The organism is Actinomadura miaoliensis (assembly GCF_039536785.1).
Classification (GTDB): domain Bacteria; phylum Actinomycetota; class Actinomycetes; order Streptosporangiales; family Streptosporangiaceae; genus Spirillospora; species Spirillospora miaoliensis.
Genome location: NZ_BAAAZG010000047.1, coordinates 420,662 through 432,990 on the forward strand (window position 1 = coordinate 420,662; position 12,329 = coordinate 432,990).

The window sequence follows — 12,329 nt, forward strand, 5'->3', positions numbered from 1 at the left end:
GAACCCGTACGCCCCTACGCCGTGGCGCAGCGTGACCGGCGCGTCGCGTCGCGCGCCGGAAACCGAGAACTGGCTGAGCGTTTTCTGCCCGCGTACGCCTTGACGCCCGGATTGTGACAGGCTGACTCGGCGATGGATCATCCACCCGTGAGCCCCGGCGACCGTCCCGGCGCGCCGTGATGGGCCCGCAGACGGCGACGCTGCCGGTCGCGCGCACACCGGTCCGCACCGCCGGTCCCCGCGCCGGGCGGGCGGCGCGGCGGCTGCGCGGCTGGGGGACGCTGCTCCTGCTCGGCTGGCTGGGGCAGGTGGCGGTGCGGCTGTGGCTGGCCTCAGGGCAGACCATGCCGGTCGCCACGCCCGACGAGACCGGGTACCTGTTCGCCGCCCGGGTGCTGACCGGCGGCCCGGACGCCGACCTGTCCTGGAGCACGATCTACCGCGGCGGCTATCCGCTGCTGCTGATGCCGGCGTTCTGGCTGGCCGACGAGCCGGTCTCCGTCTACCGCCTGTGCATCGGCATCAACGCGCTGGTCAGCGCGGCGATGCTGCCGCTGGCCTTCGTCCTGCTGCGCCGCCTTGGGCTGTCGCGGCGCCGGTCGTACGCGCTGGCGCACGCCACCGCGCTGATCCCCGCCGTGGTGTTCTACGCCGAGTTCGTGCTGACCGACGCGGTGCTGCCGGTGGTGCTGCTCGGCTGGCTGCTGCTCGCGCACTCGTGGCTGACCGCCGAGGCGTCCCCGGCGCGGACGGCGCTGTACGGGGCGGGCGCCGGGCTGCTGGCCGCCTACGCCTACACGACCCACACGCGCGGCATCATCGTCCTGCTGGTGCACCTGGGCCTGGTCGGCCTGGCCGTTGTGTTCCGCTGGCGGCCCTGGGGCGCCACGGCCCTGGGCGTGCTGCCGCTCGCCGCCGCCACCGCGGCGGGGACGATGCTCAACGGCTACCTGCTGCCGCACATGTACCCCAACGGGGACAACAACCTCGAGGCCAACCTCGTGCAGCGGCTCACCACCGTGGACGGCTGGGGATGGGTGCTGTCGCTGGGCACGGGCCAGCTCTGGTACCAGATCGTGGCCACGGGCGGCCTGGCGGGCATCGGGCTGGTGGTGGTGGCGGCCGTGGCCGTCCGCAGGGGCACGGCGCCACGGTTGCGCGCCCTGGCCCTGGCTGTGCTCGCGGTTCTCGGGGGCATCGCACTGGCCACCTCGGCGGCGCTGCCGGACGAGTACCGCGTGGGCAACTACGCCTACGGCCGTTACCTGGCGTGTGTGGCGCCGATCCTGTTCGCGGTGGGGGCGGCGTTCGTGCTGCGCGCGTCCCGTAGGAACGTGCTGGTCGCGGCGGGGGCGGCGGCCGGGCTGGCCCTGCTGACCGCCTGGATCGTCCAGTGGTACGCGGGAGACCGGCTCACCACCTACGCCTTCACCAAGTACGACTTTCCCGAGCCGTCGTTCCTGACCTGGAACTGGAACGAGTTCCGGCTGTGGCCCGCAACGTTCGCCGGTCTGGCGCTGCTCGCGGTGGCGGTGCTGGCGGTCCAGGTGCCCCGGCACGGGCCTCTGACGCTGGCCGTGCTGTTCGTCGGCCTGCACCTGGCCATGAACGCCACCGCCACCTGGCACATCGCCCGGCCGCTGGTGCGCGACTACACCGCCATGACCGACCTGCGGAAGATCGCCGACCCGCGGAACCAGCGCACCGTGGCGATCGACTGGACGGTCGCCTGGAAGATCCGGCTGCCGCAGCTGTACTGGGTGTGGTGGACCGAGGTGCGCGGCTTCGACGGCCTCAACCAGGCCCCGCCCACCGACGTCGACCTGGTGATCCTGGCGTGGGACAAGAGCACCTCCGCGTCCGCCACCTGGCGCACCGCGCCGCCCGGCTGGCGCGTCGTGGCCAGGCACCGTACCGCCGAGGGCGACTGGGTCGCCTGGCAGCGCCCCTCGGAAGCGAGCGCCCCCCAGAAGTGAGCGCGCCTCAGCCGCCCGGGGACTGAGAGCGCGCCTGAGCGGCCCGGAGGTCAGCCGTGGCGGCCGGAGTGGTCCCAGATCTCCAGCACGCCGTCGGACGACCGCCACAGCAGCCGCCACCCGTTCTGCGGGCCCGGCCGGTAACCGGCGGCGATCTGCGACTCCATGCCGCGCCAGCGCGTGTAGAGCATGGGGGCCTGGTAGGCGCCCTCCGGCAGGGCCGGGACGACGTGTTCGAAGTCGCGGATCTGCCCGTGCCACCGCACGTCGCCCCACATGGACCGGGTGTAGAACGTCATGGTCTGCGCCAGGCGCCGGTCGGCCCAGATCACCTGGATGTCGTCACGGTCGCCGAGCCAGACCCGCAGCTCGTTCCAGGCGCGGTCGCGCGGCAGGTCGGGCACGGCCCGCACGGCCGTCACCATGTACGCCGCCGCCAGCACGGCCGCGGCGACGCCGCCCGCCACCCGGAACCGGGCGGCTCCCGCGGGCAGCCGCCGCGCCAGCAGGACGAGCGCGCCGAAACCGCCCGCCAGCAGGGCGGGCAGCACCGAGAACCAGTAGCGCAGCAGCCAGCCCCGCAGCGAGATGTCGTGCGGGTCGATCACCCCGGACAGCAGCGTGATCGGCACGCACAGCGCCAGGAACCACACCAGCACCAGCGCCAGCCGCCGGTCCCGGGTCACCGCCCAGCCCACCACGGTGAGGCCGAGCGCCACCAGGAAGATCACGCCGAGCCAGTGCCAGTCGTCCATGGCGCGGGGGAACGAGCCCGCCGCCCAGGACCGCGTCACCGGCTCGTTGGGCCGCCCGCCGTGCCCGGCCGCCGACCGCAGCCCCGCCATCGGGTTGCCCCACACCAGCGCGTTGTGCACCAGGTTGAACGCCAGGATCGCCGCCATCGGCGCGCCCACGACGACGTTGCGGCGCCACGGGATCCGCAGCAGCCACAGGTACAGCGGGATCGGCAGGAACAGGAACGCCAGGAACTCGCGGACCAGGTACGACGACCCCAGGAAGAACCCGGCGGCCAGCAGCAGCCGGGTCTGCGCCCGTCCCGTCCGGCGGCTCGCCGTGACCAGGGCGGCCATCCCGATCGCGAACAGCCCGGCCCCGGGCATGTCCGGCAGCATCACCCCGGTCGACCAGGTGATCTCGTGGCCGAACGGGTTGGTGATCGTGAAGAACGGGTGGACGATCATCAGCAGCGCGGCCGCCACCCCGGCCACGTCCCCGAACAGCGACCGCACCACCAGGTAGCAGCCGACGAAGAACAGGCATCCGCCAGCGGCCGAGATCACGAAGTAGGCCGCCTGCCCCTGCCCCAGCACCTCCATGACCAGCCGGGCGGGCAGCACCAGCCCGATCCGCGTCACCTGGTGCGGGACCTCGTTGAACGGCCACTCGTCCAGCGGGATGTCCGGCCAGTGCCGGGCCGCCTCCCACACGTAGTACGGGTCGAAGTACAGCGGCGGCACCATCAGCACCCACTGCGCCAGCACCGCGCACGCCGCCACGAACGCCGCCAGCAGCACCGCGCGCCGCCGCGAGGAGAGCCGCGACAGCCGCGCGGGCGGCCGGCTCCACCACCCGCGGGACCGCCTGCCGGACGCGCTCGTCGGGGCGGCCGTCTCACGCATCGTGGTCTCGGTCATCCTGCTGCTGCTCTCCGCGTCCGGGTCCGGGCCTCCCGCAGGTTATCGGCTGAACCCGGAAGGGCATGGCGAACCCGGCCCAAAGGGCCGTCCAACACCGCGTCATCGGGGTCGAGCGCGTCCGGCCGGGCCCGTAGTCTTGATTGCGTGTCCTCGTCCTCTTCGGCGAGGAACGTGCGCGATGGAGGGTGGTAAGTGAGCGAATCCGGCAGGTCCGACGGCTACGCGGCGGAGCGGTTCCCCCCGCTTCCCGACCCGCTGCCGGTCCGCGTCTTCGACAGCCACTGCCACCTGGACATGCTGGACGTGCCGGTGGAGGAGGCGCTGGCGGCGGCCAAGGCGGCGGGCATCGCGCGGATCGTCACGATCGGCTGCGACCTGGCGTCCTCGCGCTGGGCGGCCGACACCGCCGCCGAGTACGACGACGTGTACGCGGGCGTGGCGATCCACCCGAACGAGACCGCCGGCGTCAGCGACGCGGTGCTCGACGACATCGCCGAGATGGCCGCGCTGCCCCGGGTGCGGGCGGTGGGGGAGACCGGCCTGGACTACTACCGCGACTGGGCCCCCAAGGACGACCAGCACCGCTCGTTCCGCGCGCACGTCGACATCGCCAAGCGCACCGGCAAGGCCCTGGTCATCCACGACCGCGAGGCCCACGACGACGTGCTGCGCATCCTGCGCGAGGAGGGCGCCCCCGACAAGGTGGTGTTCCACTGCTTCTCCGGGGACGCCGCCATGGCCAAGGAGTGCGCCGACCGCGGTTACGTGATGAGCTTCGCCGGCAACGTGACGTTCAAGAACGCCGAGACGCTGCGCGAGGCCCTGCGGGCGGCCCCGGCGGACCTGGTGCTGGTGGAGACCGACGCGCCGTTCCTGACGCCCGTCCCGCACCGCGGCAAGCCGAACTCCTCGTACCTGATCCCGCACACCGTCCGCTTCATGGCCGAGGTCAAGGGCATGGACGTGGACGAGCTGTGCGCCGCGATCGCCGCCACCGGGGAACGCGTCTTCGGCCCCTGGTGATCCGTCCTCCGGCCTGATCCGCCGGGCCCTGTCCCGCGGGCTCGATCCTCCGGGCCCCTGACCGCCCGACCGGTGGCCGTCCGCTATGTCACCGGCCGTCACATCTGCCGTTGTGGTGGCGGAGGGTGGTCGGGTGGCTCTAATGTGCTGCGCCGTGGCCGGGCCTTTTGTGTGCCTTGGTGCCCCTTGGCGTAGCTGGAGGATAAGGTGCGTCGTTCCCCCCGTACCTCGGCGTTCTGCGTGCTCCTGACGGTGCCCCTCGCGTTGGCGGCGGCCGGTTGCGGCGGCGGTGACAAGCCCACGCCGCGCAGCACCGTCGCGGTCGCGGACGCGCCGCGCACCAGCGCGCCGCCCGCGCGCAAGGTCGTGATCGTGGTGGACGGGAAGAAGACCACGGCCATGACGACCGGCACGACTGTCGACGAGGTGCTCGCCGAGGCCAAGGTCGCGCTCGGCCCCTACGACCTGGTGGCGCCGCCCCGGGACGCCAAGGCCGGCGACACGATCAAGGTGAGGCGGCTGCTGTCCAAGCCGGTGACCACGACGATCAGGTTGCCCGCCCCGGTCGTCCGCAAGACGCAGTCGTCGCTGGCGCCGTACAGCGAGAAGGTGCTGCGCAAGGGCCGTCCCGGGCTGAAGGTCGTGCAGACCGCCTACGTCAAGCGGCGCGGCAAGAAGGTCAAGATCGTGCTGGCGCAGAAGGTCAAGCGCAAGCCGGTGGCGCAGATCCTGGGAGTCGGCCCCAAGCCGGGCGGCGTCGGGTCGGCCGCCCGGCTGAACTGGGCCGCGCTGGCCAAGTGCGAGTCCGGCGGCAACCCCAAGGCCGTCAACCCGGCCGGGTACTACGGGCTGTACCAGTTCTCGATGCAGACGTGGACGTCGGTCGGCGGCAGCGGCAAGCCCAGCGACGCCAGCCCCGCCGAGCAGACCTACCGCGCCCAGCTGCTCTACAACAAGGTGAACGGCCGCTGGCAGGGCCAGTGGCCCAACTGCGGAAGCCGCCTGTTCTCGTGAACCCCCGCCCCCAGGGGGCGCCGGCGTTCCCGTGAGGGCGTGCGCTGTCGCGAACACTGGGACACTGGACGGGTGGGGGACTGCGAAGCGCTGCTGGGCCCGGCGGACATACGCGATCTGGCCGGGCGGCTCGGCGTGCGGCCGACCAAGACGCTCGGGCAGAACTTCGTCGTCGACGGCAACACGGTGCGGCGGATCGTCCGCGCCGCCGAGGTGACGCCCGACGACGTGGTGATCGAGGTGGGGCCGGGGCTCGGCTCGCTGACGCTGGCGCTGCTGCCGGCGGTGCGCCGGGTCGTGGCCGTGGAGATCGACCCGGTGCTGGCCGAGGCCCTGCCCGGCACGGTCGCCGGGCGCGCGCCCGGCCTGGCCGACCGGCTGGAGGTCGTCAACGCCGACGCGCTGCGGCTGACGCGCCCGCCGGGGCCCGAGCCGACCGCGCTGGTCGCCAACCTGCCCTACAACGTGGCCGTGCCCGTCGTGCTGCACCTGCTGGCCACGCTGCCGTCGCTGCGGCGCGCGCTGGTGATGGTGCAGGCCGAGGTGGCCGACCGGATGACGGCGGCGCCCGGCGGCAAGATCTACGGCGTGCCGTCGGTGAAGCTGGCCTGGTTCGGGGAGGCGCGCCGTGCCGGGCCGGTGGGCCGGACGGTGTTCTGGCCGGTGCCGAACGTCGACTCGGGCCTGGTGGCGTTCGAACGCCGAGACCCGCCGCCCACCACCGCCACCCGCGAGCAGGTCTTCGCCGTGATCGACGCGGCGTTCGCACAGCGGCGCAAGACGCTGCGGGCCGCGCTTTCGGGGTGGGCCGGGAGCCCCGACGCGGCCGAACGGGCGCTGCGCGCGGCGGGCGTCGACCCCCGAACCCGGGGCGAAGCTCTGGACGTGGCCGCCTTCGCCCGCATTGCCCAGTATGGTCCTGGAGGCGGACCGGAACCGGCGGGCGACCGGACGACCGGGCGTAACCGGAATGAGGCGGAGGAACATGTTCAAGGCGCGTTCGCGGGCGGCGCGGGCCCTGGCGCCCGCGGCGGCTCTGGCCGTGACGGCGGTCACGGCCGGGTGCGATAGCAGCGGCGCGGTCGCCACACCCAAGATCAGAACCACCGCCCAGGCGGGGGTCGCCCCCACGCCGCCCGGCAAGGGCGCGTACTTCGGCGCGTGGGTGTCGCCCACCGAGCAGGGCGGCGACGCCGAGGACGCCCTGGGCGGGCCCGGCATGGCGGCGGTCACCGGGTTCGAGCGCGGGCTCGGCCGGAGCCTGGACATCGTGCAGACCTTCCACGGCTGGAAGTCCAAGTTCCCCGACAGGACCGACACCGCCGTGGCGCAGAGCTCCCGCTACCTGCTGCTCACCTGGTCCGGCACCGACACCCGGGAGATCGTCCGCGGCGAGCACGACACGCTGATCCGGGAACGGGCGCGCGCCGTCAAGGCCCTCGGCAAGCCGGTGTTCCTGCGCTGGCAGCGCGACATGGACAGGGAGAGCCTGCAGAACAAGGTGCACTCGGCGGGCGACTACGTCGCCGCGTGGAAGCACATCCGCACGCTCTTCACCCAGGAGAAGGTCGCCAACGTCGCGTGGGTGTGGTGCCCCACCGCCGGGGGGTTCGCCTCCGGCAAGGCCGAGTCGTTCTACCCCGGCGACGACCAGGTGGACTGGATCTGCGCCGACGTCTACCCGGGCGCCGACTTCGAGTACCGCGACCTGTCCGAGCCGATCCGCGGCTTCCTGGAGTGGGTGGAAGGACGGCCCAAGCCGATCATGGTGGCCGAGTTCGGGGTGCCGCGCTCCTACGGCGAGCGGCGCGCCGAGTGGCTGCGCAAGGCCGCCCAGACGCTGCAGCACCCGCAGGTCAAGGCCGTGGTGTACTTCAACTCCAACGAGAACGCCACCGAGCCGCGCGACGAGCGCCGCAAGTACTCGGTGACCGACGACCGGCACGCCGTGTCGGCGCTGCGCGAGTTCGCCACCGTCCCGTACTTCAACCCGCGCAACCTGCCGGTCACCGGCGGCTGAGGGGTCGGCGTGGTGCATTCGGCGCGGGCTTGCTGGCATAGGGTTGTCGTTCCGTGACCGCCATTACCGTTCGGGCGCCCGCCAAGGTCAACGTCCGGCTCAGCGTGGGGCCGCCGCGCGAGGACGGGTACCACGACCTGGTCAACGTCTTCCACGCCGTGTCCCTGTTCGACGAGGTGACCGCCGAGCCCGCCGACCGGCTGCGGATCGAGGTGCGGGCCGCGCCCGGGTCGCCGGTGCCGGTCGAGGGCGTTCCGGTCGACGACGGCAACCTGGCGGCGCGGGCGGCGCGGCTGGTCGCGGGACGTCTCGGCGTCGAACCCCGGGTGGCGCTGCGCATCCGCAAGGCGATCCCCGTGGCGGGCGGCATGGCGGGCGGCAGCGCCGACGCCGCCGCCGCGCTGCTGGCGTGCGCCCGGCTGTGGGACGATGTCGGACGGCTCGACCTGATGGCGCTGGCCGCCGACCTCGGCAGCGACGTGCCGTTCGCGCTGCTGGGCGGCACGGCCGTGGGCCTGGGCCGCGGCGAGCGGCTGACCCCGCTGCCCACCGGCGGCACGTTCCACTGGGTGTTCGCGACCGCCCACGGCGGCCTGTCCACGCCCGCCGTCTACGCCGAATGCGACCGGCTGCGCGAGGACCGCCACGTCCCGCCGCCCGAGGCGTCCGACGCGCTCGCCGCCGCCCTGGCCTCGGGCGACGCCAAGGAACTCGGCGCGGCCCTGCACAACGACCTGCAACCGGCCGCGCTGTCGCTGAAGCCGGAGCTGCGCCGCACCCTCGACGCCGGCCTCGAACTCGGCGCCCTGGGAGCGCTGGTCTCCGGCTCGGGTCCGACGTGCGCCTTCCTCGCCGAGAGCGGCGGCCACGCCGCCGACCTGGCCGCGGCCCTGGCGGAGAAGGGCGTCGCCGCGTTCCTGCTGTGCGCCGACGGTCCCGTCCCCGGCGCCACCGTTGTGTGATCCGTTCTCATACAGGAGCCCGGCATGATGTCTTCCCTCCTCGTGGTCCTGCTCCTGCTCCTGGGCGTCGCCGCGCTGGTGGCGGTCGTGGTGGTGGTCGTCGTGATGGCGAGGAAGAGCGACGCGCCCGCGCCGTACCAGCCGCCCCAGCCGCCCTATCCGGGCCAGGGGGCACCGCAGCCGCCCTACGGCCCCGCGTCTCCCGGCATGCCGCAGCAACCGCCGTACGGCCAGTGGCCGCAGCAGGGCGGACAGCAGTACGGGCAGGCGCAGTACGGGCAGCAGCCGCCCACCGGCTGACGCCGGGCGAGCGGCGCACCGGGCGGGGTCGGTAGCCTTGAGGACGTCGTGAATCTGATCAATCTGGAGAACGTCGGCAAGGCCTACGGACCGGTCCCGCTGCTGGACGCGGTGTCGCTCGGCCTCGACGACGGTGACCGCGTCGGCGTCGTGGGACGCAACGGCGGCGGCAAGAGCACCCTGGTGTCGATCATCGCCCGGCTGATCGAGCCGGACGAGGGCCGCGTCACCCACGCGCGCGGGCTGCGGCTCGGGCACCTGACCCAGCGGGACGAGTTCCCCGAGGGCGCGACCGTGCGCTCGCTGGTGCTCGGCGACCGCGCCGAGCACGAGTGGGCGGGCGACACCCGCGTCCGCGACGTGCTCGGCGGCCTGCTGGCCGACCTGGACCTGGACGCGCCCGTCGCCGGGATGTCCGGCGGCGAGCGGCGCCGCGTGGCGCTGGCCCGGCTGCTGGTCCCCGAGCGCGACCTGCTGGTGCTGGACGAGCCCACCAACCACCTCGACATCGAGGCCATCGACTGGCTGGCCCGGCACCTGAAGGGCCGCGGCACGGCGCTGCTGGTCGTCACGCACGACCGGTGGTTCCTGGACGAGGTCACCGACCGCACCTGGGAGGTCGTCGACGGCCGCGTCGAACGCTACGAGGGCGGCTACTCGGCGTACGTGCTGGCCAAGGCCGAGCGGGCGCGCATCGCGGCGGCCACGGAGGCCAAGCGGCAGAACCTGCTGCGCAAGGAGCTGGCGTGGCTGCGCCGCGGCCCCCAGGCCCGCACGTCCAAGCCCAGGTTCCGGGTGGAGGCCGCGCAGGCGCTGATCGCCGACGAGCCGCCGCCGCGTGACACCGTCGAGCTGACCCGCTTCGCCACGGCGCGGCTCGGCAAGACCGTCATCGACGTGGAGGACGCGACCGTCAGGGTCGGCGGTACGGACCTCTTCGAGCATCTGACCTGGCGGCTGGGGCCCGGCGAGCGGGTGGGGCTGGTCGGCGTCAACGGCAGCGGCAAGAGCACGCTGCTGCGGCTGCTGGACGGCGGCGTCTCCCCGGTGGCGGGACGGCTCGTGCGCGGCAAGACCGTCCGCCTGGCGCACCTGTCGCAGAACCTGGAGGAGCTCGACCCGGGCCGCCGGGTGCTGGAGTCGGTCGAGGAGATCAGGCGGCGCATCACCGTCGGCAAGCGCGAGTGGACCGCCAGCCAGCTGCTGGAACGCCTGGGCTTCCGCGGCGAGCGGCAGTGGACGCCGGTCGGCGACCTGTCCGGCGGCGAACGGCGCCGCCTGCAGCTGCTGCGGCTGCTGATGGACGAGCCGAACGTCCTGCTGCTCGACGAGCCCACCAACGACCTGGACATCGAGACGCTCACCGAGGTCGAGGACCTGCTCGACGGCTGGCCCGGCACCCTCGTCGTCGTCAGCCACGACCGCTACTTCCTGGAGCGCGTCACCGACCACGTCGTGGCGCTGCTGGGCGACGGAAGGCTGTCGCTGCTGCCCGGCGGGGTGGACGAGTACCTGGACCGGCGGCGCCGTGGCGCGGCCCCCACCCGCACGTCGGCGGCCGGCGCCGCCAAGGCGCCCGCGGGCAAGGCGCCCGCGGGCAAGGCGCCCGAGGCCAAGCCGAAGGACTCCGCCCAGGCGTGGCGGGCCCGCAAGGAGCTCGACCGGCTCGAACGGCGGCTCGACAAGCTCGCCAAACGCCAGGCGGAACTGCACGAGCTGCTCGCCGCGCACGCCACCGACTACGAACGCCTCCAGGAGCTCGACGCCGAGCTGAAGGCCGTCCAGGCCGAGGCCGGGCAGGTCGAGGAGGAGTGGCTGATGCTCGCCGAGGACGCCGGCTGAGCCGTCACGCCGTGGGACGCGGCTCGGCGTCGGCGTCGAACGGTATCAGCAGGGTGCGCAGCAGCCCGGCCAGCGCGTCGCGCTGGTCGGGGGTGAGCGACTCCAGGATGACGTGCTCGCGGTCCAGCAGGTCGGCGAACGCCGCGTCCACCCGGGCCTGACCGGCCGCGGTGAGCCGCACCAGCACGCCGCGCTTGTCCTGCGGGTCGGGATGGCGCTCGACCAGCCCGGCGGCGGCCAGCCGGTCGATCCGGTTGGTCATGGTGCCCGAGGTGACCAGGGTGGCGCGCAGCAGGCGTCCCGGGCTGAGCTGGTAGGGGGCGCCCGCCCGGCGCAGCGCGGTCAGCACGTCGAACTCCCAGGGCTCCAGCCGGTGGGCGGCGAACACGGCGCGCCGGGCACGGTCCAGATGGCGCGCCAGCCGGGACACGCGGCTGAGGACGTGCAGCGGCCGCACGTCGAGATCGGGCCGCTCGGCGTGCCACGCCTCCACCAGCCGGTCGACCTCATCCTGCATGCGCACAGCCTACTCGTCTCGATATCGAGACGACTTTCTTGACATCAAGATATGAAGCCGGGCATCATGTATCTCGATGTCGAGACAAGCAGCGGTCGCCGTGTGGGATCCGGCGCAGTACGGGGCGTTCGGTGACGAGCGCGCCCGTCCGTTCGCCGAACTGCTGGCCCGCGTCGACCTGACCGCGCCCCGGCGCGTCGCCGACCTGGGCTGCGGCTCGGGCGAGCCGGCCGCCGCGCTGGCCCGCCGCTGGCCGGACGCGGTGATCGAGGGTCTCGACTCGTCTCCCGAGATGGTCGCCGCGGCCCGCGCGCACGAGATCCCCGGCCGGCTGAGCTTCGCCGTCGGGGACGTCGCGGCCTGGCGGCCCGCCGAGCCGGTCGACCTGATCGTCTCCAACGCCGTCCTGCACTGGGTGCCCGGCCACGACGACCTGCTCGTCCGCTGGGCGACCGAGGCGCTCGCCCCGGGCGGACGGCTGGCCTTCCAGGTCCCCGGCAACTTCGACGCGCCGAGCCACGTCCTGCTGCGCGAGCTGTGCGAGTCGCCGCGCTGGCGCGACCGCCTCGGCGGCCTGGCCCGCCCGGACCCGGTCCGCGACGCCGCCGGCTACCTCGACCTGCTGACCCGGCACGGCTGCGCGGTCGACGCCTGGGAGACCACGTACCTGCAGGTGCTGCACGGGGACGACCCGGTGCTCGAATGGGTGAAGGGCACCGCGCTGCGTCCCGTCCTGTCCGCGCTCGGGCCCGCCGAGGCGACCGAGTTCCTCGACGTCTACGGCGCGTGCCTGCGCGGGGCCTACCCGCCCACCCCGGCCGGGACGGTCTTCCCGTTCCGCCGGATCTTCGTCGTGGCGGCCGCCCGCGAGGGCCCCTAGAACGTGATGCCGCCCGCCGCGCGAGGGAAGCGAACCCTTTCCCCTGGTGTGCCGACTCACGCGGCGGGCGGCATCCTGGCGCGCCGCACACGGCGCGCCGCGCAGACCCCGGGCTCGCGATCCGAGCCCGGGGACCC

At 73.8% G+C, this 12,329-nt stretch carries 11 protein-coding genes; 9 read left to right on the forward strand and 2 right to left on the reverse strand.

Features of this window, described 5'->3' with window-relative positions; genetic code table 11:
- The first annotated feature begins 179 nt into the window (after positions 1-179).
- On the forward strand, positions 180-1,976 hold the full coding sequence (locus ABD811_RS31170; RefSeq protein WP_344954905.1) for a hypothetical protein: 1,797 nt from the start codon (positions 180-182) through the stop codon (positions 1,974-1,976).
- 50 nt (positions 1,977-2,026) lie between these two features.
- Here ABD811_RS31170 and ABD811_RS31175 read toward each other — a convergent pair whose 3' ends face one another.
- Positions 2,027-3,631 carry an ArnT family glycosyltransferase gene (locus tag ABD811_RS31175; RefSeq protein WP_344954907.1) on the reverse strand — a complete coding sequence of 535 codons (1,605 nt, stop codon included), beginning with the start codon at positions 3,629-3,631 and terminating at the stop codon, positions 2,027-2,029.
- A 195-nt stretch (positions 3,632-3,826) separates the two neighbouring features.
- Here ABD811_RS31175 and ABD811_RS31180 point away from each other — a divergent pair, with 195 nt between their 5' ends.
- The 7 genes from ABD811_RS31180 to ABD811_RS31210 all read left to right on the forward strand — a co-directional run bounded on the left by ABD811_RS31180 (position 3,827) and on the right by ABD811_RS31210 (position 10,795).
- The gene (locus ABD811_RS31180) at positions 3,827-4,657 is read left to right on the forward strand and encodes a TatD family hydrolase (RefSeq protein ID WP_344954909.1); all 831 of its coding nucleotides are present in this window, start codon (positions 3,827-3,829) and stop codon (positions 4,655-4,657) included.
- Positions 4,658-4,864: 207 nt separating this feature from the next.
- Complete coding sequence (locus ABD811_RS31185) at positions 4,865-5,671, forward strand: resuscitation-promoting factor (RefSeq protein WP_344954911.1); 807 nt, start codon at positions 4,865-4,867, stop codon at positions 5,669-5,671.
- 72 nt (positions 5,672-5,743) lie between these two features.
- Positions 5,744-6,742 carry a 16S rRNA (adenine(1518)-N(6)/adenine(1519)-N(6))-dimethyltransferase RsmA gene (gene rsmA, locus ABD811_RS31190; protein WP_344954913.1) on the forward strand — a complete coding sequence of 333 codons (999 nt, stop codon included), beginning with the start codon at positions 5,744-5,746 and terminating at the stop codon, positions 6,740-6,742.
- Positions 6,657-7,691 (forward strand): glycoside hydrolase family 26 protein, encoded by a 1,035-nt coding sequence (locus tag ABD811_RS31195; protein ID WP_344954915.1) that lies wholly within the window; start codon positions 6,657-6,659, stop codon positions 7,689-7,691. The genes rsmA and ABD811_RS31195 overlap by 86 nt, the downstream gene beginning before the upstream one ends.
- Before the next feature lie 62 nt (positions 7,692-7,753).
- Positions 7,754-8,653 (forward strand): 4-(cytidine 5'-diphospho)-2-C-methyl-D-erythritol kinase, encoded by a 900-nt coding sequence (locus ABD811_RS31200; RefSeq protein ID WP_344954993.1) that lies wholly within the window; start codon positions 7,754-7,756, stop codon positions 8,651-8,653.
- 24 nt (positions 8,654-8,677) lie between these two features.
- A complete protein-coding gene (locus ABD811_RS31205; RefSeq protein WP_344954917.1) occupies positions 8,678-8,953 on the forward strand; it encodes a hypothetical protein in 276 nt (91 codons plus the stop codon).
- 48 nt (positions 8,954-9,001) lie between these two features.
- Positions 9,002-10,795: an ABC-F family ATP-binding cassette domain-containing protein gene (locus ABD811_RS31210; protein WP_344954919.1), complete on the forward strand. Its 1,794-nt coding sequence runs from the start codon at positions 9,002-9,004 to the stop codon at positions 10,793-10,795.
- A 4-nt stretch (positions 10,796-10,799) separates the two neighbouring features.
- Here the strand turns inward: ABD811_RS31210 and ABD811_RS31215 are convergent, their stop codons facing one another.
- A complete protein-coding gene (locus ABD811_RS31215; RefSeq protein ID WP_344954921.1) occupies positions 10,800-11,312 on the reverse strand; it encodes a MarR family winged helix-turn-helix transcriptional regulator in 513 nt (170 codons plus the stop codon).
- Between the two features lie 76 nt (positions 11,313-11,388).
- Between ABD811_RS31215 and ABD811_RS31220 the strand changes: the two genes are divergently transcribed.
- Positions 11,389-12,192: a trans-aconitate 2-methyltransferase gene (locus ABD811_RS31220; protein WP_344954923.1), complete on the forward strand. Its 804-nt coding sequence runs from the start codon at positions 11,389-11,391 to the stop codon at positions 12,190-12,192.
- Positions 12,193-12,329: the final 137 nt, after the last annotated feature.